The following is a 24,649-nucleotide window of genomic DNA, read 5'->3' as shown; positions in this document are numbered from 1 at the left end:
TCTTGTTTTTATCGAAATTGGGCAAGATAGCCATCAAAACTCATCACGCTTTCTTGTTCCAGTTGATGTTGTTGTTGCAAGGATTGTTGAGCCAACTGCTCAAAATAAGCGGTTTTTTCAACACTTAATTCATATTGATCGTACATCTTGGCATAGTCATGTGCCAATACACTGCCAAAACTCCAGGTACCCCCATGTGCCAACGTATCCGCGACTACTTGAGCTGAAAGTGTCTGCTCAATCTGTTGCGCACGTTGTTGCATCACTTTCAAAGCATCACTGTACAAATTGCTCTGATCGAGTTCATCCAGTAGCTCTGCACATTTTTGTATCTGCTCAAGATGCTGTATGACCCAGCTTTGCACCGACTGCTCACCTGTTAGGCTCATGATTTTGGCGACGGTGGAACGTCCTTCATTCACAACCGTATTTTGATTGCGTTCGATGAGATCCTGTTCATCATCATGAATTTCAGGGCTTTCTGATAATAAGCAATATAAAGCCAACGCTTCTAAAAAACCTGCTGTCGTTTCATCAATACCAATCGGACTATAAGGATTGACATCTACTGCGCGTAATTCCACATAGCCGACCCCACGGTTTTGCAAAGCCTGCGAAGGCGTTTCGCCATTTTGGGGAACTTGTTTGGGGCGAACCAGACTGTAGTATTCATTTTCAATTTGTAGGACATGGTCATTAATCTGAATCGGCTCACCCTGTTCATCATTTAAACCAAGCTGGGTAAAGGGTGGATACGGCGTTTTCACTGCCTTTTGCAAACCTTCGAGATAGGCTTGAATATCGTTATAATGAATACCCAGTTGTTTCTGTGCCGAGTTCTGATACCCCAAACGCCCCATCCGTAATGCGGTGGCATCAGGTAAATACATGGTGCCTTTAACTAAAGGCTGTAGATGATGCTCACGCCCTGTTAGAAAACAACGACATACCGATGGACTGGCACCGACCAGAAAAATCACCAAAGGCGTTAAACGAATAAAATTACGAATTAGACCAAAATAGCGATGGCTACGATAATCCTGCGCATTGAGTTGTTGTAATGCAGGATCGGTTTCGTGTTGCTGTAGTGCGGCAAACAACGTCTCAGGAAACGATAAATTATAATGAACCCCTGAAATGGTTTGCATCCGACGACCATAACGGACTCCCAGACCACGGCGATACAGCGTCTTAAAACGCCCAATATTGGATGTACCATAATAGGCTAAAGGAATATTTTCTTCCTGATCATCCAGCATACAGGGCATCGACAGCGGCCACAGTTTTTCCCCTGGATTTAAATGACGATGCACCACTGCATGAATATCTTTTAAATCTTCTAAAACCGCAGGAATGCTTTCTTTCGGCGGGGTGATAAACTCCATCAAAGCTTCAGAATAATCTGTCGTAATCCGCGGATGAGTTAAAGCAGAACCTAATGCTTGAGGATGCGGATTTTGCGATAAAAAGCCATTGCTCTGCATACGCAGACTTTCGCGTTCAATTCCCCGCAACATCCCTTGTAAGAGTGAAGAATCTACCCACGTCGGCACGACAGTTGGAGAAGCTGATTTGGGTTGACTCATGTACACCTGCTCGCTGATTTAAAGAACGATGAAAAAAATCATGACTTTAGTATAACGTGAAATCTGCCAGACCGCGCAGGACTTGATAGGATTTGCACAAACTGGCCGTTTCACTTTGACAATTTTTTATCACAAACTTGGTCTATAAGACATGCTTGATTTGTGATTTTATTGAAGAATAAATTAAAAGAGTGAAAATAAATGAATCCACAAGATGTCCTGAATTTTTGGTTTACTCCCGAACAAGAACCTTTATGGTTTAAAAAAAGTGATGATTTTGACGCCAAAATTCATCGCCAATTTGCCGAAGTTCACCATCAAGCCACACAGGCAGAGCTATGGTCATGGCGTCAGGATGCCGAAGGCCGTCTTGCGGAAATTATTGTATTGGATCAATTTTCCAGAAATCTATATCGGGATCAAGCACAGGCTTTTGCCCATGACGCAATGGCGTTGGCACTGGCGCAGGAAGCCATTAGTCTGCAAATGGATGCAGAACTGAGCCCACCACAGCGTTCTTTTCTCTACATGCCGTTTATGCATAGCGAATCCAAACTGATTCATGAGTTTGCGCTTAAACTCTTCCAACGCTTAGGCAATCCAGTCAATCTGGATTTTGAGAAAAAACATAAAGCGATTATTGATCGTTTTGGACGCTATCCACATCGTAATGACGTGCTAGGTCGTGAATCAACAGCTGAAGAACGTGAATTTTTAACTCAACCCAACAGCAGTTTTTAAGTAATCTTTGTTTTACTCCGTGTATGTCTGATAAAAGGAGTTCGCGATGAAATATCTCTCACTCGGTGCCGCGCTTGCAAGTGTCTTGATCCTTGCGGGATGTGCCACAACACCACAAAAACCCAGAACCTTTGATCAATTAGGGCAATTTGCCACTTATCCGTTAAATAATCAGATTTACCGCATCAGCTTTAAAGCTGATCCCAATATGAGTTATGGTACGGCTGAAGAAATCACGCTGGTTAAAGCCGCACAGACCACGATTCAGAACGGCTTTCGCTATTTTAAAGTGATGGATGATCCAAGTAATCAAACCCAAAAGCCGCCTCGTCAAGCGGTGGTGTATTCATCACCGAATTATTATCCGTATGGTTATTATCGACGTTATCCTGGTTTTTGGCCGGATCCCTTCTATGATTCACCACGTGTGGTCAATATCGATCCTGTCGAAGTATCGTATAGTATAGAATGTTATAAAGATCAAAAAACTGCATCCAAAGATGCCTTTGATGCAAGCTTGATCTTACAGTCATTAGGGAAAAAATATGGCTTAAGTCCGTCTGGTGCAGTGTTATTGCCTCAACCAGTCAACGCTCAACCCGCGGGCAGCAGCAACAACAAAAATTAAGACAGGATGCTTGCATGCAGGTTGAAGATACATCTCATTCTCCAAGTTTAAGTCGCAGTAAACGCTATGCCACGATTGCACTACTCAGCGCAGTGGTGGCATGGATTATCCTCATGGTTCTGGCAAAATTCTGGCCTGAATATGCATGGATCATTCATATTTTGATGCTTTCTGCCGAAGCTGGCGTGGTTGGGGGACTGGCGGATTGGTACGCCATTACCGTGCTATTTCGTAATCCTTTTGGCAAGATCCCCATTCCCAAATTTTTACTGGATCACACTGAAATTATTCCGCGTAATAAGACCCGTATTGCCGAATCCATGGGGCGTTTTGTACAGGAAAATTTCCTGTCACCACAGGTGGTCGAGCGCAGTTTAAACAATACTGATCTCAGTCTGGCGATTGGACAATGGCTGGCCAATCCTAAAAATAGCAATCAGATTGTACAATTGATTCAGCAAACCGTTCCCAAACTATTTGAGTTTGTCAGTCAGGAACAAATTGCACGTTTTATCCAGACCAACAGTGTGCAATGGGTCAAAAACACCCAAATCAATTCTCTTGCCAGTGAAATGTTACGTGCAGTACTGGAAAATGATTTTCATCAGGATGTATTGCAACGTGGACTGGATCTGGCGCATGAATGGATTGTGACTCATCCTGATCAGGCACGAGAATTAACCCGTACCTTGTTTAAGGAACTTGGCGTGTGGAAACTGGCCAAAGGTGCAAGCTGGATCGGGATAGATGTGCAACAACGCACCATTGATTCACTGATTGAGAAAGTCGAGTCGATGCTCGCCGACCCAGAACATCCGTGGAGACAAGGCATCGAGCAAGGTGCACAAAGCATGATGTTACAACTGGCAGATTCAAACAGTGAAGCCAGTCGTCGTTTAAATGAAGGTAAAAATGCCCTACTCGATAGTCCGCAAGTGCTGAACTTTATCAGTGGCGCAGTGGTGATCTTTTGTAATGCGATTAAGCAGGATTTACTTAAAGAAGATTCAGGCATTGCCCAAAATTTACGTATTGCGATTGAACAAATCGGCCAGAGTCTGATACAAAATCGTGCAGTGCGTGAAGTGCTCAACGAAAAAATGACGGGACTCGCGATTAGCTTTAGCGATCAGTATAGCGATAAAATTATTCGCTATATCAGTGAGCGAATTCATGAATGGGATTCACGTGAAATGATTGCCAAAATCGAAAATGAAGTTGGCGGCGACTTGCACATGATCCGCGTCAATGGCGTGGTGGTGGGTGCTTTTATTGGTCTGGTATTAGGCATCATCCGTGCACTGGTCGATTATATGCTATAAGATTATTTTTCCAGATGAGAACCGATTGAGCCATGCAACTGTCATCCAAATTGCCTGATCAAGGTGTGACTATTTTCAGTACCATGTCTGCATTGGCTCAACGTCTCAATGCGCTCAATCTCTCACAGGGTTTTCCAGATTTTGCGGCACCGCCTGATTTGATTGAAGCGTTATGTGAAGCCACTCGAAATGGACATAACCAATATGCCGCAGGCGATGGCTATTTACCGTTACGCCACCAAGTCGCACTACAATTTCAACAGCGTGATCATGTTGCACTTGATCCATTTATTGAGATCACCATCACCCCTGGCGCGACTATTGGTTTATTTGCAGCGATTCAAGCCACCATTCATCCGGGCGATGAAGTCATTATTTTTGACCCAAGTTACGATAGTTATGATCCTGCGGTACGGGTTGCAGGCGGTATGCCTGTACATATTGCGTTAGATGCCCCTGAGTTTAAGGTCGATTGGGACAAAGTTGCGGCGCAGATTAGCTCACGCACCCGTATGATTATCGTCAATACCCCACATAATCCAACAGGGACGATCTGGTCATATCAGGACTGGCAAGAGTTAATTGCACTGGTGGAAAAACATGATTTGCTGGTTTTGTCAGATGAGGTCTATGAACACCTGATTTTTGATGGTGCTCGGCACTGGAGTGCATTACATTTTCCTGAGTTACGTGAACGTAGCTTCGTGGTGGGTTCTTTTGGTAAAACCTTTCATGTGACCGGCTGGAAAACAGGCTATTGCGCTGCCAGTCCAACACTGATGCAGTTATTTCGGCAGATTTATCAATATGCCAACTTTTGTGGCAATACCCCTGCACAAATCGCATTAACCCAATACATGCAGCAGCATCCCGAACACATTGCTGGACTGGCCGATTTTTATCAACATAAACGAGATGCGTTTAATCTGGGTCTACAACAATCACGGTTTGGCTTTACTCCTTGTCAGGGAACCTATTTTCAGACCGTCGACTACACTGAGATTCGCCCTGACCTGAATGATGTCGAGATGTGTTACTTTTTAGCCGAGGAAAAAGGGATTGTGGCCATTCCATTGTCTGTGTTTTATCAACATCCGCCTAAAGATTTGCGTTTAATCCGTTTTTGTTTTGCCAAAACAGAACAAACCCTACAACGTGCCGTGCAGTTACTGAATGCTTGTTAACTCAGGTCAAGTCTTCGCGTAAAATAACAATCTTTTTTAAAGCAGCATGTTATTTTGTTAGTCAAGGATATCCATCACAATAACACTGACAAATTCATGGAGAATGAATGCCGCCTCACCGCCCACTGATTCAGCAACAAAAGCTCTGGAAGACCTTTCTGGTGTTTTTACTGCCGTTGATTGCCACCAATATCCTGCAAAATCTTTCAGGTACGATTAATACCGTGTTTGTTGGGCAAATGATGGGGGTCAATGCGATTGCTGCGGTTGCTGTATTTTTTCCCATTCTATTTTGTTTGATGGCATTTGTGATTGGATTATCGGCAGGTTCTACCGTTTTGGTTGGACAGGCATGGGGCGCGCAAAATTTTGAAAAAGTGCGCAGTGTAGTCGGTTCAACCCTATTTATGACCCTGATTGGCGGCAGTATTATTGCCGCCTTGGGTGTATTTTTTGCGCCTCATATTTTATTGGCTTTAGGTACAGATCCAAGTGTTTTACACCTTTCTTTGCCCTATGCCCGCTGCATGCTCGCAGGTAGCCCTTTATTATTTGTGTATATTATTTACACCTCTATTTTACGTGGTGTCGGCGATAGTATTACACCCTTGGTGGCGTTATCTTTAACCAGTTTAATTGGTTTAGTGATTACGCCTGTGCTGATTGCAGGCTATTTTGGTTTTCCCAAACTCGGCATTATTGCCCCTGCCATTGCGACCATTACAGGTAACGCCTTGGTTATTTTGTTTTTAATCATTTATTTAAATAAAAAAAATCACCCACTCAAACCCGACTTGGCTTTGCTCAAACATATCCGTTATGACGCGGAACTCACCCGACTCATTTTACGTTTGGGGATTCCAACAGGTATTCAAATGGTAACGACCTCTGTAGCTGGACTGGTCGTGGTGGGACTAGTCAATCGTTTTGGCGCACATGCAACGGCGGCCTATGGTGCAGTCAATCAGGTCTTGAACTATATTCAATTTCCCGCTTTATCGATTGCGATTGCGGCTTCAATTTTTGGTGCTCAAGCGATTGGAATGGGTAAATCAGATCTACTGGCGCGCGTCACTCGTACAGCTTTGTGGATGAATATCATCATTACTGGAACCTTGGTGATATTGGCGTATTTATTTTCAAAATATCTAATGGCGTTATTTATTACAGATGACAGTGTGGTACAACTGGGACAGCAGCTCTTATTTATTGTGTTATGGTCCATTTTATTTTTTGGCGCCAGTGCTATTTTCGCCTCGATTATGCGCTCAAGCGGTACCGTGACTATGCCTATGTTGATTAATATTGCCGCAATTTTATGTATTGAAGTGCCTTGCGCCTATTGGTTTAGTAGTCTCTGGGGATTAAAAGGCATCTGGTATGCTTATGCTCTGGCTTTTGTCAGTCTGTGCATTTTACAAGCTGGCTATTATCAATTTTTCTGGAAGAAAAAAGCCATTAAAGCGCTCATTTAGTGGCATAAAAAAAGCCCACTTTTTTTGGTGGGCTTTTGAACATTTTTGTATTACATTTTATTGGTCAATTTGGTACCAAATTCGCTAACACGCTGATATCCTGTCGGTAGGAAACGCTGCATCAGATCCAGTACTTTTGCATCATTACCAATTAATAAACGGCGTTTATCTTTACGCACTGCCGCTAAAATTTGACGTGCCGCTTCTTCTGGCGGACAACGCAATAATTTATTAAACGCCTTAATTGATTTTTCAGGATGCATACCCAGCGTTTTTAGGCTTTCATTCATTTTTGCTGAATTGGCAATGTTGGTACGAATACCACCCGGATGTACACAAAGTGCGCTCACCCCACAGTTTTGCATATCCAGTTCTTGACGCAAAGATTCAGTAAAACCGCGTACCGCAAATTTGGTGGCATTGTATGCCGACTGAGTAGGCTGCGCAATGAGACCAAACAGACTGGAAATATTCACAATATGTCCATCTTTGCTTTGTTTGATAAAAGGTAAAAATTCTTTGGTGCCATACACCACACCCCAGAAATTAATATTCACAATCCATTCAAGTTCTTCATAGCTCGCACCCTCTACAGTCGAGCCCAATGCCACGCCAGCATTGTTAAAAATCATATTGACTGAACCATGATTTTGAACGGTTTGTTCAGCCCATGCCTTTACAGCATGACGATCCGATACATCCAGTTTTTGTGTAGTGACACGAATATTATAAGGTTTAAGCAGTTCTACTGTAGCTGCAAGTCCTTGTTCATTGATATCACTCAGTGACAAATGGCAACCTTCTTTTGCCAATAAAACAGCAAGTTGCTGGCCTATACCTGAACCTGCTCCCGTAACCGCAGCGACTTTATTTTTAAAATTTTTCATTGCCTGACCTTTTCCCTTAAATAGGTGTACACAGACCCATGCTGATGTACCTGATTCAATCACTATATTTTTGACAATACGTATTGTCAATACAATCTATCCGATCTAGAGTAAATACTCAAACAAATGACTGCCGCGGTTATTTTGTTTAAAACTTGCTAAACTCTGCATAACCAACGAGGATGCCTGTGATCAATGACCACCCCCGAGACTGATTCAAATACGAGACCAAAGCCGACAAAGGTCAATAAAGAACGTCAATTTAAAGGACTGTCTTTAACCGAACGTAAGCATGCGCGTCGTGAAAAACTCATTGAAGCAGGCATTGAAACTTATGGCACACAGGGGTTTTTTTCGGTCACAGTCAAAGACGTCTGTAATGAAGCCAAGCTAACAGAACGTTATTTTTATGAATCCTTCAAAAAAAGTGAGGAATTATTTCAAACTATTTTCTTAAAACTGATTGAAACCTTACAACACAATGTCATGCAGAGTGTCATGCAAGCGGCTCCCGATCCAGCCAAAATGATCGATGCAGGTCTGGGCGCATTGTTACGTACCTTGAAAGATGATCCTCGTTTGGCCCGCATTATTTATATTGATGCCATGCTGGTACAAGAGCTGCATAATCAGGCCACGATTCAGGAAACCATGCTGCGTTTTGACCGTATGATTCAAGCTTTTGTCATGTTGATGATGCCGAATTTACAACGTTCAGAACAGGAAGTTTCGTTAATTGCAACGGGATTAAACGGTTATGTTACCCAGATTGCAATTCGCTGGGTGATGGGTGGTTTTAAACAGTCTCAGGAAGATGTTCTATTTGCTTGCCGCACGGTATTTTTATCCCTTGTACAAACATTTTCCCAGAAACAAAAATAAATTTACTGTTCATTAAAGCCATTAAAAATTGAGTCTTTGTCATGAATTGGTCATCAGCCACGCAATTTTTTGTCACAATTCATGTTAAAAAAACCCGTTCTGATGAATTTTGCAATGATACTGTCATAATTAATCTTTGTAATAAGCCTGTCATAAATAAAACGGTCCGCCGTTCAATAAACTAAATAGGGTAATTGCGTTGTGAAAGATGACTATATTTTAATCGTCGATGACGAACTTCCCATCCGTGAAATGATTCATACTTCACTGGATATGGCGGGCTTTCAATGTTTACAGGCTGAAGATGCCAAACAAGCACACCAAATGATTGTTGATCAGCGCCCTGCCCTGATTTTACTGGACTGGATGTTACCGGGTGGCGTAAGTGGTGTTGATTTGTGCCGCCGTTTAAAACGCGATGAAACCTTGTCTGAAATTCCTGTGATTATGCTCACTGCACGCGGTGAAGAAGACCATAAAGTACAAGGTCTGGATGCCGGCGCAGATGACTATATGACCAAACCTTTTTCGACACGTGAATTGGTCTCCCGAATCAAAGCTGTATTACGCCGTGCCAATGCATTAAATGGTGAAAAAGCTATTGACGCCAATGGATTGATTTTAGATCCTGTCAGTCAGCGTGTCAGCTTTGGAACTCATATTTTAGAGATGGGGCCAACCGAATACCGCTTACTGGCTTTCTTCATGACCCATCCTGAACGTGCCTATACTCGTGCGCAATTGCTGGATCAGGTCTGGGGCGGTAATGTTTATATTGAAGATCGTACCATTGATGTACATATTCGTCGTTTACGGAAAGTCTTAGAACCTTTTGGCGCAGATCGATTTGTACAAACCGTGCGTGGTACAGGTTATCGTTTTTCAACACGTGCAGATTTAGCACTAGGTTAAAATACCCTTTATGTACGAACCCTATCCCGTCCCCGATCTTGCCCGTGAACATAAACGTTTTCGCTACAGTAGTTTATGGACATTTGCCAAACAGGATTTAAGACTGCTGGCTTTTTTGCTGATCATTGCAGCGTTTGTGGGATTTGGTCTCGACCTTTTAGGTATTTGTATTCTGATCGCCTTTTTGATCTTTTTTGTGCTGCAACTACGTTCACTGTACATCGTCAACGAATGGATTTCCAATCGTCCTTACGACACGCCACCTAACCTGAATGGGATTTGGGGTGCCTTATTATTTAACGTATATCGTGCCCAACGGCAGGAACGCGTAGTTCAAGCAGAAATGGTGGGACTCATCGATCGCGCTCAGTCTTCATTGGTTGCTTTAAATGAAGCTGTGGTTTTGATTGATGATTTACAACAAATCGAATGGTGTAACCCTGCGGCGCAGCATTTGCTGGGCATCAGTCTGTTGGATCGCGGCACCAATGTGTTAGGGATTTTAAGACAGCCCAGTTTCATTGAATACTTTAATCATATTGATCAGGCACCTGATGGTATCAAGCTTAAATCCTCGATACTGGACGATCATTACGTACAAATTAAATTGACGCCTTTTGGGGGCGATAGTGTATTGCTGGTCGCTTACGATATTACGCGTATGCATAATCTGGAGCAAATGCGTAAAGATTTTGTCGATAATATTTCACATGAGCTACGCACACCACTGACAGTCTTGAGTGGCTACATTGAAACCTTTACCGATCAGGAAGATTTAAATCCGCGCTGGAAACGTGCCTTTGATCAGATGCAATCACAGACCAAACGGATGAATGCTTTGGTCAATGATTTGCTCTTGCTTTCAAATCTGGAAAATAACAAAAAAATTGCTAAAAACCAGATTATTGAGATGCCAAGTCTGATGAATCAACTGTTTGACGATGCACAGGCGTATAATGCCGATTATGGACATACGCTCAATCTGGATATCGATAGTCACTGTGATTTGATTGGTTCAGATATGGAAATTGCCAGTGCCTTTAGTAATCTGATTACCAATGCGATTAAATATACCCCCAAAGGCGGCATCATTACCATTGGTTGGCATGATGATGGTGAACATGGTTATTTTACCGTTCAGGACAATGGTATCGGTATCGATCCCAAACATTTACCACGTTTAACCGAACGGTTTTATCGGGTGGATAGTGCACGAAGCCGTGCCACAGGCGGAACGGGACTCGGACTTGCGATTGTTAAACATGTCTTGATGCAACATGGTGCTTATCTGGATGTAGTATCCAAAGAAAATAATGGTTCTTTATTTAAAGCTGTTTTCCCTAAAGAACGCTTGTATCAAATGGTTTAAATTTGACCCAAAAACAAGATTACAATGAACTTAACGCATCGACACCAAAAGCATTCAAACAAATAAGAATGTACCTGAAACCGACTACATAATAACTGCCCATTGTTTTTTATATTAAAACTCCAATCTAATAAAACGAATCGTAAAGTCCATATGAATACGATTAAAACGGTGAATCTGGATATTGCACAGCAATTATTGGATACCGGCATATCTAAAGCAAAAGAGCTTCAATCTCCATCTAATATCGCAATTGCGGATGCTTATGGCTATCTTCTCGCACATGTCCGTATGGATCAGGCTCAACTCCCGAGCATCGAGCATAGTATTAATAAAGCTTATACCAGTGCTTTATTTCAAAAGCCAACCCAAGAATTAAAAGAACCGAGTGAACCCAAAGGTGAACTTTATGGCTTAAACCAAACTTTGAATCAAAGAGTGATTGTTTTTGCAGGGGGTGTTCCACTCTTTTTGGATGAACACGTAGTGGGTGCTGTCGGTGTCAGTGGCGGTACAGCCGAGCAAGATCAAAGCATTGCTCAGGCGATTGCAGATCATTTTAACCAAACCCAAGAAAAATCCATTTAAAGGCGATAAACACATGAGTAAAAAGATATTAATCACAGGCGCAGGTTCAGGTTTTGGCAAATCAGTTGCTTTTAAATTAGCAAAACTTGGTTATGAGGTGATCGCAACAGTTGAAGCCGTTGCACAGATTCAGACCTTAAAAGACGAAGCTCATCAACAAGAGTTAAATATACAGTTTGAAAAACTGGATATCACCAATGATATTGACCGTGAGTTTATTTCTAATTTTGAAATTGACATTTTACTCAATAATGCAGGAATTTCAGAAGGTGGTGCTGTGGTTGATATTCCTGAATACCGATTGCGTGAGCAGTTCGAGGTGAATGTATTTGGGACAATTTTACTGACCCAAAAATTTGCCAAACAATTTGTTGAACGTAAATCAGGAAAAATTATTTTTATTTCCTCAGTCGCTGGCTTGACCACTGATCCATTTACAGGTGCATATTCTGCGTCTAAACATGCCATTGAAGCTTTTGCAGAAGCGCTAAATAAAGAATTGCATGAATACAATGTCAAAATTGCCACAGTAAATCCTGGCCCAATCTTAACCGGATTCAATGACCGTATGTTCGAGACATGGAAGCATTGGTACCCAGAAGATCAAGCCAATACTGTATTTGACTATAGCCAACTTGCCTTTCCGCATAAACAATACGATCCAGAGCAAGTCTCTGACATTATTGTCAAGGTAGTAACAGAAGAGCAAAAAACCTATCGTAATTTAGCACCTAAAGAGATTGAAGCAGATGCAAAAAAACAAATGGCTGAAAAATGGGATCGACTGATCCACACAGATGCAAAACGTGATCCTTTGGTTGAAGACGCCTATACGCTAGAGCCAGAAACACCCAATGGAAAGTAGTCTGATCTGAGAGATCATCATCAAAAAGCCGATGAAAGTATCATCGGCTTTTGAGCTAAAACAACCATGCTATTATTGAGTTTTATGATGAAGTTGCATTAAATGCCTCGTGATAACTCACGCTTCCTTTCGGAATATCATTCACAAAACTGATCGCCTGAAAATACATCGGAGGCACATCTGGTAAAATAAGCTCAGGATAAGTTTTAAAGCCAAAACGGTGATAATACTCAGGATCACCTAATAACACACATCCTTTGGCACCCAATTGTTTGAGTTGTTCAAGTGCAGCATTCATCAGTTGTGAACCAATACCTTGTCCTTGCTGTTCAGGCCAGACCGAGATCGGCCCTAAACCATACCAATCGGTTTCACCCGATGAAATACGCACAGGTGAAACCGCAACATGACCAACAATCGTTCCATGCTCAAGAGCGACCAAAGAAATAGTAAGTTGACCATCTTTACGCAACTGATTCACAATAAATTGTTCAGTATGGCTCGAATGTTGTTCATTTAAAAACGCAGCCTCAGTTAACGCTTCAATCGTCTGGATGTCTTGCTGTTGTTCATGTCGAATTTGAATACTCATTCAAACTTTCCTGATTTTATTGCTCTGCTGCAAATGCCAGTAAATTCTTTTAATTTAATTTTTGCAGCTTCATTTAGTTGATAGTCGTGATTTATAAAAATATAACAATTTCAATCATTAAAAAATGAACCTCTCAATGCATTAAAAGCTCTACATCTAGAGCTTTTAATGTTCATTCTAACTTAGAGCGAATGTCCCAGTTTTTCACCCATCACCACGACGGAATTGGCTTTAAACTGATTTTCCCATGCCATTTTATCTTTTTCAAATAATACAACGGCGGTGGAACCTAAATAAAAACGTCCCAATTCAGCGCCTTTTTCAAGTTTCATTTGATGTTGTTGCAATTCTAAGCGCCCAGTTGGTTTAACTTTACCCGTTGCCACCGTTTCAATTCCCGCCACAATCATAGCACCGACTAAAACCACGGCCATGCGACCCAGTTGAGTATCAAATAAACACACCATGCGTTCATTACGGGCAAATAATCCTGGTATATTTTCAGCCGTGACTTGATTGACAGAAAATAATTCACCTGGCACATACAATGTTTCGGTTAATGTCCCCGAAAATGGCATATGCACACGATGGTAATCTCGTGGCGATAAATAGACCGTGGCAAATTGACCATTTTTAAATGGCTCTGCCAATTGCGGATCACCAATTAATTTTTCGACAGAGAAACTTTGACCTTTCGCCTGAAAAATATCGCCATCATTAATTGTTCCAAGCTGAGAAATTGCTCCATCTGCTGGTGATACGATACTCGTCGCGGAATCATCAACCACACGTACTCCATCTTTTAAGGCACGCGTAAAAAACTCGTTAAAAGATTTGTACTTTAGGGCATCGCCCTGCTGAGCAATCGAAAGATCAATGCCATATTTCGCTTTAAAAGCCTGAATTACTGCGGTTCTAATGACCACATTTTCACTAGCGGCCACTTTACCCACTACTCGGCTAAGCTGATGCTGAGGAACAAGCGATTGAGCTTTAATAAATAAGTCTTTTTTTAATCGTGATGTAAAACTCAAAGCGGATTCTCTCCAGTAATAATTGGACTATCGAGGCGATTGCCCCATTCACTCCACGCCCCATCATAAGCACGAATTGGCCACTGTAGTAAACGACCAATAATATAAGCCAGACCCGAACGATGATGCGATTGACAATACACCACCACAGGTTGATCAAACTGAAAACCAAGTTGTTGCAATCGGGCTTGGGTACGTTCAAGTGGGTGCAATTTTAGATGATTTTGCCGATCAAGTGCAGTGCTCCATTCAAAATGAAGTGCGGCAGGAATGTGACCACCGCGACGTGCGGCTAGACGTAAGCCCGTATATTCATCTGTGGTTCGACAGTCCCATAATTGGATATTATTGGAATCCACCTGCTGTTTTAATTCATTATATTCAATTTTATATTGAGTCACTTTGGACAAATCAACCTGCACCAGATTTTCAACAGGCGCTATCGGTTCGATCTCTGAAGTGGTTGGAAACCCAGCACCCAACCATGCATGAATCCCGCCGTTTAATAAACTGGTTCGGGTGAAACCGAGACAATGTAAATTCCAGATCAGACGTCCTGCCCATGCCCCCCCTTCATCGTCATAGACCACGACATGGTGGTCAGGCGAGAGATTAAGATACTCCACCAATTGCTGAAGCTGCTCGATCGATGGCAAAACACCTGTGGCTTCTTCATGCTGTGCCACCAATTGCTTAGGCTTCAGTTGAATCGCGTGGGGAATATGCAATTGTTCATAGACTGAGCTACGACTCAAATCTACAATGCGTAGATGTTCATTTCCCAGATAAGGAACTAAATCTTCCGCCTCAATCAATAGGCCAAAGTTAAATTCAGGTGCCGTCATTGCAAATCATCGCGTTGCATTAATAGGTAGCTCGATCTTAACATAAGCATTTTCACGGTTTTGCTGATTTTTTACCAATGTTTAGCAGAAAATCAGCTAAATAAAATCATTCAACTTCTTCAGTAATTTCAAAAACCTGACGTAGATAAGCCAAAAATGTATCATTATCAGTCATGGTTTTACCTGGACTATCTGAGATTTTGGCCACAGATTGACCATTACATTCGACCAGTTTCAGCACAATATTCAGTGGTGTTTGTCCCATATCATTGGTGAGATTAGTGCCGATCCCGAAACTGACTTTAAAACGATCCTTAAAATATTGATGCAATTGCCATGCCTTTTCCAGATTCAGTCCATCACTAAAAGTTAGCATTTTGGTCTGGGTATCAATTTTGAGATGACGATAATGCGCATAGGCTTTATCGCCCCATTCATAAGGATCACCACTATCATGACGCAAGCCATCAAACAGCTTGGCAAAATACAAATCGAAATCACGCAGGAACGCATCCATTCCTACCACATCAGTCAAGGCAATCCCCAAATCGCCACGATATTCCTGTACCCACATTTCCAGTGCTGCTTTTTGAAAATCACGCAACCGCACATCTAAAGCCTGAAAAGCCTGTAAGAACTCATGTGCCATGGTGCCAATTGGGGTAATTCCCAACTCTTTGGCGAGCAAGACATTACTGGTTCCACGGAAAATATCAGGTGTGGCTTGATGAAACTCTTTAACCACATGTTTTTGCCATTCAAAACTATAACGGCGACGAGTACCAAAGTCTGAGACCAGAAATGGTGGATCATGTGGATGTTGCTGCAACGAATATTGTTTTAAAAGCGCAAGTTTGGCTTGTAAACGGCGCTCACCCTCAGCCAAAACGGCATCACTACGGATACGGCGAAAATACAATTCGTTGACGATTGCCAAGACAAAAATTTCAAACATCATCGCTTGAACCATCGGACCTTCGACCCAAATGTCCAGACGACCTTCTTCGTCGATGCCTGTTTTGATAAAGCGGCGTTTTAACTGAAACAGTTCCAGATAATCCACAAAGTCACTTTTGATGAAACGAAAACTGCGCAAATATTGCAGTTCATCGTCTTTAAATTTTAAAGTGCATAAATGGTCTAATTGTTCGTCCAGTTCAGGCAAAATATCTGTTAATGGATACACCGTATCTTCTAAATTTCGGCAGCGAAAATGATAAACACTATGGGTTTGCGGAAACTTATGTAATACCACCTGTAACATGGTGAATTTATATAAATCTGTATCTAGTAATGAGTGAATAATTGGTGACATAAAGGTGTCAGTAATTTGGATAAACTTATTGCATTAAAGCATATTTTAGTCGTTAAAATCGCAAGGATTTGTATAAAGCATTGCCACTTTGGTGGAACATGAATTTTATTAAGCAAAAATTATTTCTGTTAAAATCATCACGGTTTAAATCAATGATGATGTTTATGCGTGCATTAATACAACGAGTTTTACAGGCTAAGGTGGTCATCGATGGACAAACCACGGGTGAAATTCAACAAGGTCTATTGGTTTTTTTAGGGCTAGGCCGCGAAGATACCTTGCAAAAGGGCCAAAAACTGATTGATAAAATTTTAAAATATCGGATTTTTGATGATGAAAATAGCAAGATGGGCTGGAATTTATCTCAAGCTCAAGGGGGACTGTTGCTGGTTTCCCAGTTTACCCTGATGGCGCAAACCCAAAAAGGCTTACGACCCGATTTTGGTCCTGCCATGCCGCCGAGCGAAGCAAAAGAGCTGTATGAGCAACTCGTTATCTACGCGCAAAGTCAGTTTGCAAATGTGCAAACAGGTATTTTTGCCGCAGATATGAAAGTGCATTTAGTTAATGATGGACCCGTGACCTTTCAGTTGGAAGTCGAATAAAAAAAAACCTCACCCTAAGGGATGAGGATTTTCTACAAGCGCGATTTACTTGCCTGTTTTTTGCTTAATAAACAAACGTGCTTGCTTTAACTTTTCTTTAACTGGTTTTGGAAGCTTGGGTGGAATCAGTTTTGCTGCCTGATTAAACCAAACCAATAGACCAAAATCACCTTCCATTTTGATACTACCGTTTTGCATACCGGTCATAAACGCTGTCGGATCGCCTTTCATCAAGGTTTTTACTGCTTGTTCGCTATCTGCAAATTGCAAAATAAAATCGGCCTGCTCTGGATGACCTGCCACTGTTTCAATTTGACCATGATTGACAATAATCTGACGCGCAAAGCCTAAATCCGTTCCAATCTGGATCCGAAATGCACGGTCATGTGTCATTTCAATAAACTTGGGACTAGTCCGTGCCAATTGCTTCATCCGCAAAGCCAAACCTACAACCAGCAAATCCAATGGATCTGTGCTGACATCAACCAATGGTAACTTTACAACAGGTAGAGCAGAAAGTTTCATGACAATTCAAGCCTATTCGTATTCTTATGGAACTAAACGCGATCATCCTAGCATAAATGTAAGCCCTAAAATAAAAGCTTTGTATTACAAAACATAATAAAACGTAAAAAGCGCAGGTTAACCCACGCTTCTTCATTTCACCTATCAGCCGATGTTAGCGACTAGAGCATTGTTGCTGATCATCCTCATACACTGGTGTATGTTCAATATACTGACGATTTGCCAATGCTTTTTGCGCCAAACGGTCTTCTCTTAACAACACCAAGGTAACAGCAACCATCGCTAGACTTAAGGCAGTTAAATAACTATAGGTGACAGGCATCTCAAAAAGTGTTTGTACGCCATAACGGACGACTTCCAAAAGTCCCCAAAAAAACATGCCTGCCAACATAAAACCAAGCCAGCGACGGTAAGGTGAGAAGAAAACAACAGCTAGTGCAAGTGCAATCAAACCAAACCCTGAGAGTGTGGCGAAATTCGCTGTTACCATACTAAACCTCCGTCTAAGATCATTCTCTGGGTCATAAGACCTTGAGTTCATCCCCGAAACCGTAATCAAATCAACACAGATCTGTGTTGACGAAAATATCTGTTTAATCGTGTTAGATGCATTATGGAGAGTTTTTACAAGAAAAAAAGTCCTGATTTTTTCTTATACGACACATATTGTCGCAACATTATTTTGTCATTACATTCTGCATGTTTCAAAAACCTACGAAGTGCCTGATCCTCTCACCGCTCGCGTGTCATTACAAAAAACTATCGCTAAAATTTGATGCTTTTTAAAAATTTTTATACAGAGTTATTTCAAAATTTAACAACCGACAAACGGTGCAAAAGCACTTGATTCCAGTTAATTTATTGATTAAAAACCGCGGCATTTAAATGCCGCGGTTTTTTTGAACATCTAAGCAGATTAAGCACGATTTAAATCTTTATCATGCATACCAAGCAAATACAGTACGCCATCCAAACCTACACTGGAAATGGCTTGATTCGCATTTTGACGCACCAACGGTTTAGCACGGAAAGCCACACCTAATCCCGCAATCGACAGCATGGGTAAATCATTGGCGCCATCGCCCACAGCCATGGCTTGTTCGAGTGAAATCCCCATTTTATCCGCCAGTTGGGTCAACAATTCTGCTTTACGTGCTCCATCGACGATCGCGCCTTTGACTTCACCAGTTACAAAGCCATCTTGTACGTCCAGAATATTGGCATGTACTTCATCAATACCCAGTCTTTGCTGTAAATATTCAGCAAAATATTGAAAGCCACCCGATAAAATCGCGGTTTTATAGCCAAGCGCTTTGAGCGTTGAAATCAAACGTTCTGCACCTTCGGTAATGGTCAGCCGTTCCGCAATTTTCGGTAAAACCGAGGCATCCAGACCTTTCAGCAAAGCCACACGCGCACGAAAACTTTGTTGGAAATCAAGTTCCCCTTGCATGGCACGTTCGGTAATCTCAGCGACTTGTTCACCTACACCTGCCTCAAGTGCCAATTCATCAATGACTTCTTGTTCAATCAGGGTCGAGTCCATATCAAAACAAACCAGACGGCGATTACGACGATAGGCATTGTCTTCTTGAACTGCAACATCGATATTGAGTTCACCTGATAAGCTTAAACAGGCAGCACGCATCGCTTGCGCATCCAGCATTTGTCCGCTTAAACCAAACTGCACACAGGCGCGGCGTGGCGCACTATCTTCCAAATCTCGCGCTAAACGCCCTGACAGGCGCGTCACGGTTTCAATATTAAAACCTTGATTAGAGACAATTTTGGTAACCGCCTGTAGATGTGAAGCGGTTAATTCTGGTGCCAGCGCTGTCACGATGTAACGGGTTCGTCCACCTTCACTCACCCATTGATCGTATTCTGCACTTGAAATCGGTTTAAAGCGCACAGTCAAACCGATATCATGTGCTAAAATCAGGATTTCCTTCATGGCAAGTGCGGTTGCGGTTTCATCATCCGATGCCACCACGATGCCGAGGGTCAATTGGTTATGAATCACCGCTTGCCCTACATCCAGTATTTGCAATGAATGTACAGATAAAACCTGCATTAATCGGGTAAACTGATTCGGTTGATCAGGTCCTAAAAAAGAGATAAGAATGATTTCTCGCATGAATTGACTCGGGTCTGAGCTGCAACTATTGTTAGAATGATAATCGAATTTGAATCTATTTGCCTTGGAAGTTTACGTTGAACGCACCTAGACAGGGGCTATTTGCTAGCCTATTAATCGTAAGTTTTGCTTTGCATACCTTTTTACTGGTGATTGCAACGACGCATCAGCTCAATGAAAACCGTGCCAGTCAGGGTCAACTCATGACCAGTCAACTGGTTACTGACAGTTTAACCGAACTGGAACCTGCCAACACGGTTTCTCTGGCACTTCTGGCAAATCGCTATGCAACCAATCCAAGTGTTGCTTCGATTCGAATTTTAGATGCCAATAAACAGGTATTGGCCACGAGCGGTATGTCACAAACTCGTCAAGATGAAGTGTTTGTGCGTGATGCGCTACAAAATGAAAAGAAAGTCGGCAGTATTGAAATCACCCTGATTCAACCGAGTATTGGTGAAATTTTAAGAACCCAATGGCTAGCAATCTTGGTGTCATTTCTGATTCATGGCTTATTGTGGCTGGCTTACCGTGCCATTGCCCGTCCAAGCCGCAGTGAATATCTGGCACGTATCAATAACGAATCACGCCTGAAACATGAGATTCAACAACTCACCCAAGCCCTTGAGCTTGAAAAACAAAATACTGTGACCTTGGTTGCACAAGCTAAACAACAAGCCAAACCAAAAGTCACCGCTGTAAGTGAAACATTGGAGCAAGATGCTCAAGTCGATCATACTCTGGCACTAAATATTCAGTTTTATGACCCTAAACAATTGTTAAATAGTGTCAATCAATCGGTTTCTTTGCCTTATTTTAAACTGTGCCAGATTTTTTTGAATAAAAGCATTGAACTGTGCGCTAAACATTATCAACTCAACCCATCAAGTATCAATGTCATCCATGAGTTTAATGCCAATGGTGCAGATTTAAGTATTTCAGATCAGGACGCACATGCGGTTGAATGTTTACTGATGATTGGCTCAGTGTTCCAGCTATTGTCAGATGTTCTATATAAACGCTATCGTGAAGACAAGCGTTTTGCCTTGCAAACCCGTTCCGCGACTTCAACCGCAGTAACTGCCATGCAACTCGATGCTGTACAGGCAGCGCAACGTCTCACCAGCCATTTACATGCTAAAGAGTCAGCTTTACATTTAAATAATGAACAGCTTAAGGCGATTAGTGAATGTTATCAGTTAGTCGCAATGCCAAATCCATCCAGTGTTTTGACCCGTCACGCCTTCATGCAAAATGGCATGAATACTGAATGCGCAGAAGTTGCCCAACAGATTCGTACAGAAATTTTGATGGGTAAAAAAGCCAAAGCATCGATTGAAAATCAGACAGACCCACAATCGGAAGCCTAAGAACAATTTTTTTGCAAGACTCGCCAATTTGGGGAGTTTTTTATTTTTAAACGCTAAGTCTTTGAAATTATATTTTTATCTGAATATCTGAAAAGTCTTTGATTAAACAATCAGCAAAACCAGCCTATTTCATAATTAGAATACTTTTCAAATGAATTCACTTATGTGTATAAAGAGAACCCTAGAACTAAATGATAGAAGCATAGGCAATTCTGACCAAAACACGGTAGACTATGCAACACATTGTGAACGTAACTGTCTTTTGGACAGCATCAAAAGGTGAAGGCTCATGCCGTTGAGTAATGTTGAGGAACTGGTCGCGGATATCCGTGCGGGTAAAATGGTCATCTTGATGGATGATGAAGATCGCGAGAATGAAGGTGATTTGGTCATTGCCGCGACCCACGTGCGCCCAGAAGATATCAACTTTATGATTACCCATGCGCGCGGTCTGGTGTGTTTAACCTTAAGTCGTGAGCGTTGCCAACAACTGAATTTACCGCTGATGGTCGATCATAACGGTGCACAACACGCAACCAATTTTACCTTGTCAATTGAAGCCGCTGAAGGCATTACCACGGGGATTTCTGCGGCTGAACGTGCGCATACCATTCATGCCGCCGTTGCTGCGCATGCCAAACCTGCTGATATTGTTCAACCCGGTCATATTTTTCCGCTCATGGCACAACCTGGTGGAGTTCTTCACCGCGCAGGTCATACGGAAGCAGGCTGCGACTTGACTCGTCTTGCGGGGTTGGAACCTGCGTCTGTGATTTGTGAAATTATAAATGAAGATGGCACGATGGCACGTCGTCCAGATTTAGAGATGTTTGCTGAAAAACATGGTTTAAAGATTGGAACCATTGCCGACCTCATTCACTACCGCATGACCAATGAACAAACGGTTGAACGTTTGGGTCAACAAACCATTGAAACTGAGTATGGTTCATTTGAACTATATCGTTACCGTGAAATTGGCAATCCTGATATTCATTTGGCCTTGGTCAAAGGTGAACCTAAAGATGGCGTGACCACAGTTCGCGTCCATGGTTTTAATCCCGTCCGTGATTTACTTAAACTGAATAAGCAAGATGGCGAACCTGCATGGAATCTGGATCGTGCACTCAGCACCATCGCTGCGGCTGAACGTGGAGTATTGGTCTGGATTGGGCAGGATCATTTACAGGATTTAGGCCCAGCGCTTGAGAGCATGAATAAGCCAAAACCCGTAAAATCCAATGCTGCTCTATCCCACCAATATCAAACCATTGGCGTTGGCGCACAGATTTTACGTGATTTGGGGGTAGAGAAAATGAAGCTCCTTAGCTCACCTTTACGCTTTAATGCACTGTCAGGCTTTAATTTAGAAGTGGTAGAATATATTTCTGCTGATCAAATGATAGAAAATTAATCGAGGTTATTATGGCAATTCGCCGAATTGAAGGTTTATTACATCTCGCGAGCGAAGGCCGTTACGCGATTTTAGTGGGTCGTTTTAACAGCTTTGTGGTTGAGCATTTGCTTGAAGGTGCAATTGACACCTTAAAACGTCATGGCGTGAGTGAAGACAATATCACTGTGGCTTATGCACCGGGTGCATGGGAACTCCCAATTGTTGCAAAAAAACTGGCCGCATCTGACAAATTTGATGCCATCATTGCACTAGGCGCAGTGATTCGTGGCAGCACACCGCATTTTGATTTTGTCGCTGGTGAATGTGCCAAAGGCTTGGGCGTGGTTGCACTTGAAAGCACACTTCCTGTCATCAATGGCGTACTGACCACTGATAGCATTGAACAGGCGATTGAACGCTCTGGTACAAAAGCAGGCAATAAAGGTTCAGAAGCTGCATTGACTGCAATTGAAATGGTTAATTTGTTAAAGGCAATCTAAGGCATGTCTCAAACACTTCAAGCCGTATATGCGGCAAAACGTAAAGCACGTCGTTTTGCGGTACAAGGTATTTATGAATGGCAAATGAGCCACAATCCTGTACATGAAATTGAAGCGCGTACTCGTGCTGAAAATGCCATGCATAAGGTTGATCTTGGTTATTACCATGAGCTGTTGACTCAAGTCATTGCAGATCGTGACAATCTGGATACCTTGCTAATTCCTGTACTGGATCGCGAGCTTAAAGCACTGGATGGTGTCGAGTTGGCAACTTTGCGTTTAGGTGCCTATGAACTGCGCGATCATCTGGAAATTCCTTACCGCGTGGTGCTGGATGAAGCCATCGAACTTGCCAAACACTTTGGTGGTGCAGACAGCCATAAGTACATCAATGGTGTATTGGATCGTTTAGCTTCCACACTGCGTGAAGCTGAAAAACAGCAAGCTCAATAAGCTACTATTAAGTCATGGCTGAGTTTTCGATTATCGAGCAATACTTTACTCGTCCCTTTACGCAACAGGACGATATTGGCATCGGTGATGACTCAGCTATTTTGACCCCTCCTACCAATCAACAATTGGTGATTTGTACCGACACACTGGTTGCAGGTCGACATTTTCCACTTGAAACCTCTGCCCATGCCGTTGGCTGGAAAAGTGTGGCGGTGAATTTGTCTGACATTGCGGCTATGGGGGCAAAACCTCATAGTATTTTATTAGCATTGAGTCTACCCAACATCGACCATGACTGGCTACAAGGCTTTAGTCAGGGACTTTTCGATTGTTGCGATCGATTTGATGTCGCACTGATTGGTGGTGATACCACGCAAAGTCCACACCTCACCATTACCGTCACAGCACTCGGTTATATTGAATCAGGTCAGGCGATTTGTCGCTCAGGTGCTCAGGCAGGCGATTATATTGTGGTCAGTGGGCAGGTGGGCGATGCTGCCTACGGTTTGCAACATTTAGGTGAAGCCTTACAATCCAGATTAGATTATCCAACCCCACGCTGTGAACTCGGTCAAACCCTTAAAGGATTAGTCTCTAGCATGATCGATGTTTCAGATGGCTTGGCACAGGATTTAGGTCATATTCTCAAAGCGTCCAATGTGGGCGCTAAAATCTTTTTGGATCAATTGCCACTTGACTCTGCCCTTCAAGCATTGCCAAATCAACAAAAATGGCAATATGCACTGGCGGGTGGCGATGACTATGAACTTTGTTTTACAATAAGTCCGCAAAACTACGAAAAACTTTTGCAACAACAATTAAATGTCAACATTACAATGATTGGCCTGATTACACAGACCGCAGACTTAATATTTGAACACGATGGTCAAAATCATCCTGTTCAGTTTCATGGATATCAACACTTTGCCTAAACCCTCCATTCCTTTTCAAACGATGCGTTGGTCAGATCGCTTTATCACCTTTTGTGGTGTTGGCTTTGGTTCAGGGCTTCTGCCTAAAGCGCCAGGAACCTTTGGTTCTGCGTTTGCTTTGTTGTTTATTCCGATTTGGATATGGCTCGGTTTTTATCCGTCTGTTTTTGTGATCATTCTCATGAGTCTGGTTGGGATTTATATTTGTGGAAAAACCGCAGATTTGATGGGGGTACATGATGATGGGCGCATCGTTTGGGACGAATTTGCAGGTCAATCCATTACTGTTCTGCCTTTAATCTTTTTTAATCTAATGAATATACAATGGGCACTCATCAGCTTCTTGTTGTTTCGCCTGTTTGATGTCTGGAAACCGTGGCCGATTCGCGTCATTGATCGACGTGTAGAGGGTGGTTTTGGTATCATGTTGGACGATATTATCGCAGGGCTTTGGGCTGCGCTCTGTATCGTCATTTATTTATTGTTTGGTCTAAGCCGTTAAGTAGGTT

Annotated in this window: 26 protein-coding genes; 17 read left to right on the top strand and 9 right to left on the bottom strand. The window is 42.4% G+C overall.

All coding sequences use genetic code 11. From position 1 onward, the window contains the following. Positions 1–8: 8 nt before the first annotated feature. Positions 9–1,586, bottom strand: coding sequence for a glutamate--cysteine ligase (gshA, locus tag EGS47_RS07560; RefSeq protein ID WP_125269489.1), 1,578 nt, complete (start codon positions 1,584–1,586; stop codon positions 9–11). 201 nt (positions 1,587–1,787) lie between these two features. Between gshA and EGS47_RS07555 the strand changes: the two genes are divergently transcribed. The 5 genes from EGS47_RS07555 (at position 1,788) to EGS47_RS07535 (ending at position 6,936) form a co-directional block, all read left to right on the top strand. Continuing rightward, complete coding sequence (locus EGS47_RS07555; protein WP_125269488.1) at positions 1,788–2,327, top strand: DUF924 family protein; 540 nt, start codon at positions 1,788–1,790, stop codon at positions 2,325–2,327. A gap of 46 nt (positions 2,328–2,373) precedes the next feature. Then, positions 2,374–2,955 carry a CC0125/CC1285 family lipoprotein gene (locus tag EGS47_RS07550; RefSeq protein WP_044435560.1) on the top strand — a complete coding sequence of 194 codons (582 nt, stop codon included), beginning with the start codon at positions 2,374–2,376 and terminating at the stop codon, positions 2,953–2,955. A 14-nt stretch (positions 2,956–2,969) separates the two neighbouring features. Then, complete coding sequence (locus EGS47_RS07545) at positions 2,970–4,277, top strand: DUF445 domain-containing protein (protein WP_004985969.1); 1,308 nt, start codon at positions 2,970–2,972, stop codon at positions 4,275–4,277. A 32-nt stretch (positions 4,278–4,309) separates the two neighbouring features. Continuing rightward, positions 4,310–5,461 (top strand): methionine aminotransferase, encoded by a 1,152-nt coding sequence (locus EGS47_RS07540; protein ID WP_125269487.1) that lies wholly within the window; start codon positions 4,310–4,312, stop codon positions 5,459–5,461. Between the two features lie 107 nt (positions 5,462–5,568). Beyond that, positions 5,569–6,936 (top strand): MATE family efflux transporter, encoded by a 1,368-nt coding sequence (locus tag EGS47_RS07535; protein ID WP_004995622.1) that lies wholly within the window; start codon positions 5,569–5,571, stop codon positions 6,934–6,936. 50 nt (positions 6,937–6,986) lie between these two features. On the opposite strand, the gene EGS47_RS07530 is transcribed toward EGS47_RS07535, so the two are convergent. After that, positions 6,987–7,823: an SDR family NAD(P)-dependent oxidoreductase gene (locus tag EGS47_RS07530; protein WP_004985978.1), complete on the bottom strand. Its 837-nt coding sequence runs from the start codon at positions 7,821–7,823 to the stop codon at positions 6,987–6,989. A gap of 195 nt (positions 7,824–8,018) precedes the next feature. Here EGS47_RS07530 and EGS47_RS07525 point away from each other — a divergent pair, with 195 nt between their 5' ends. The 5 genes from EGS47_RS07525 to EGS47_RS07505 all read left to right on the top strand — a co-directional run bounded on the left by EGS47_RS07525 (position 8,019) and on the right by EGS47_RS07505 (position 12,439). Beyond that, on the top strand, positions 8,019–8,705 hold the full coding sequence (locus tag EGS47_RS07525) for a TetR/AcrR family transcriptional regulator (RefSeq protein ID WP_125269486.1): 687 nt from the start codon (positions 8,019–8,021) through the stop codon (positions 8,703–8,705). Between the two features lie 201 nt (positions 8,706–8,906). Next, positions 8,907–9,617, top strand: coding sequence for a phosphate regulon transcriptional regulator PhoB (gene phoB, locus EGS47_RS07520; RefSeq protein ID WP_004985981.1), 711 nt, complete (start codon positions 8,907–8,909; stop codon positions 9,615–9,617). 10 nt (positions 9,618–9,627) lie between these two features. Then, positions 9,628–10,986, top strand: a complete 1,359-nt coding sequence (gene phoR, locus EGS47_RS07515) for a phosphate regulon sensor histidine kinase PhoR (RefSeq protein WP_004985986.1) — start codon at positions 9,628–9,630, stop codon at positions 10,984–10,986. Between the two features lie 153 nt (positions 10,987–11,139). Then, the gene (locus tag EGS47_RS07510) at positions 11,140–11,574 is read left to right on the top strand and encodes a GlcG/HbpS family heme-binding protein (RefSeq protein ID WP_125269485.1); all 435 of its coding nucleotides are present in this window, start codon (positions 11,140–11,142) and stop codon (positions 11,572–11,574) included. A gap of 13 nt (positions 11,575–11,587) precedes the next feature. Then, positions 11,588–12,439: an SDR family oxidoreductase gene (locus tag EGS47_RS07505; protein WP_125269484.1), complete on the top strand. Its 852-nt coding sequence runs from the start codon at positions 11,588–11,590 to the stop codon at positions 12,437–12,439. A gap of 82 nt (positions 12,440–12,521) precedes the next feature. Here EGS47_RS07505 and EGS47_RS07500 read toward each other — a convergent pair whose 3' ends face one another. From EGS47_RS07500 to pncB, 4 genes are all read right to left on the bottom strand, one after another. Further along, positions 12,522–13,031: a GNAT family N-acetyltransferase gene (locus EGS47_RS07500; protein ID WP_125269483.1), complete on the bottom strand. Its 510-nt coding sequence runs from the start codon at positions 13,029–13,031 to the stop codon at positions 12,522–12,524. A gap of 182 nt (positions 13,032–13,213) precedes the next feature. Next, positions 13,214–14,065 carry an archaetidylserine decarboxylase gene (gene asd / locus EGS47_RS07495; RefSeq protein ID WP_125269482.1) on the bottom strand — a complete coding sequence of 284 codons (852 nt, stop codon included), beginning with the start codon at positions 14,063–14,065 and terminating at the stop codon, positions 13,214–13,216. Further along, on the bottom strand, positions 14,062–14,910 hold the full coding sequence (locus tag EGS47_RS07490; RefSeq protein WP_125269481.1) for a sulfurtransferase: 849 nt from the start codon (positions 14,908–14,910) through the stop codon (positions 14,062–14,064). The genes asd and EGS47_RS07490 overlap by 4 nt, the downstream gene beginning before the upstream one ends. 106 nt (positions 14,911–15,016) lie before the next feature. After that, entirely contained in the window at positions 15,017–16,225 is a 1,209-nt protein-coding gene (gene pncB, locus EGS47_RS07485; protein WP_125269480.1) for a nicotinate phosphoribosyltransferase, read from the bottom strand. Between the two features lie 164 nt (positions 16,226–16,389). Here pncB and dtd point away from each other — a divergent pair, with 164 nt between their 5' ends. After that, on the top strand, positions 16,390–16,830 hold the full coding sequence (gene dtd, locus EGS47_RS07480; RefSeq protein WP_125269479.1) for a D-aminoacyl-tRNA deacylase: 441 nt from the start codon (positions 16,390–16,392) through the stop codon (positions 16,828–16,830). Positions 16,831–16,875: 45 nt separating this feature from the next. Here dtd and EGS47_RS07475 read toward each other — a convergent pair whose 3' ends face one another. The 3 genes from EGS47_RS07475 to serB form a co-directional block, all read right to left on the bottom strand. Further along, complete coding sequence (locus tag EGS47_RS07475; RefSeq protein ID WP_004995640.1) at positions 16,876–17,355, bottom strand: hypothetical protein; 480 nt, start codon at positions 17,353–17,355, stop codon at positions 16,876–16,878. Between the two features lie 154 nt (positions 17,356–17,509). Next, a complete protein-coding gene (gene aciT / locus EGS47_RS07470; RefSeq protein WP_004995642.1) occupies positions 17,510–17,845 on the bottom strand; it encodes a ciprofloxacin tolerance protein AciT in 336 nt (111 codons plus the stop codon). 426 nt (positions 17,846–18,271) lie between these two features. Beyond that, entirely contained in the window at positions 18,272–19,492 is a 1,221-nt protein-coding gene (gene serB, locus EGS47_RS07465) for a phosphoserine phosphatase SerB (protein WP_125269478.1), read from the bottom strand. A gap of 59 nt (positions 19,493–19,551) precedes the next feature. On the opposite strand from serB, the gene EGS47_RS07460 reads away from it, so the two are divergent. From EGS47_RS07460 to EGS47_RS07435, 6 genes are all read left to right on the top strand, one after another. Beyond that, entirely contained in the window at positions 19,552–20,862 is a 1,311-nt protein-coding gene (locus tag EGS47_RS07460) for a hypothetical protein (protein ID WP_125269477.1), read from the top strand. A gap of 289 nt (positions 20,863–21,151) precedes the next feature. After that, positions 21,152–22,273, top strand: a complete 1,122-nt coding sequence (gene ribBA / locus EGS47_RS07455; RefSeq protein ID WP_125269476.1) for a bifunctional 3,4-dihydroxy-2-butanone-4-phosphate synthase/GTP cyclohydrolase II — start codon at positions 21,152–21,154, stop codon at positions 22,271–22,273. 11 nt (positions 22,274–22,284) lie between these two features. After that, complete coding sequence (gene ribE / locus EGS47_RS07450; protein WP_004986034.1) at positions 22,285–22,755, top strand: 6,7-dimethyl-8-ribityllumazine synthase; 471 nt, start codon at positions 22,285–22,287, stop codon at positions 22,753–22,755. A 3-nt stretch (positions 22,756–22,758) separates the two neighbouring features. Then, the gene (gene nusB / locus EGS47_RS07445; RefSeq protein WP_004986036.1) at positions 22,759–23,208 is read left to right on the top strand and encodes a transcription antitermination factor NusB; all 450 of its coding nucleotides are present in this window, start codon (positions 22,759–22,761) and stop codon (positions 23,206–23,208) included. A gap of 14 nt (positions 23,209–23,222) precedes the next feature. Further along, positions 23,223–24,140, top strand: coding sequence for a thiamine-phosphate kinase (gene thiL / locus EGS47_RS07440; protein WP_125269475.1), 918 nt, complete (start codon positions 23,223–23,225; stop codon positions 24,138–24,140). Then, positions 24,118–24,642 (top strand): phosphatidylglycerophosphatase A, encoded by a 525-nt coding sequence (locus EGS47_RS07435; protein ID WP_125269474.1) that lies wholly within the window; start codon positions 24,118–24,120, stop codon positions 24,640–24,642. The genes thiL and EGS47_RS07435 overlap by 23 nt, the downstream gene beginning before the upstream one ends. Positions 24,643–24,649: the final 7 nt, after the last annotated feature.

Origin of the sequence: Acinetobacter sp. FDAARGOS_515 (assembly GCF_003938865.1) — a bacterium.
Classification (GTDB): Bacteria; Pseudomonadota; Gammaproteobacteria; order Pseudomonadales; family Moraxellaceae; genus Acinetobacter; species Acinetobacter ursingii.
This window is presented reverse-complemented; position numbering and strand designations above follow the sequence as displayed.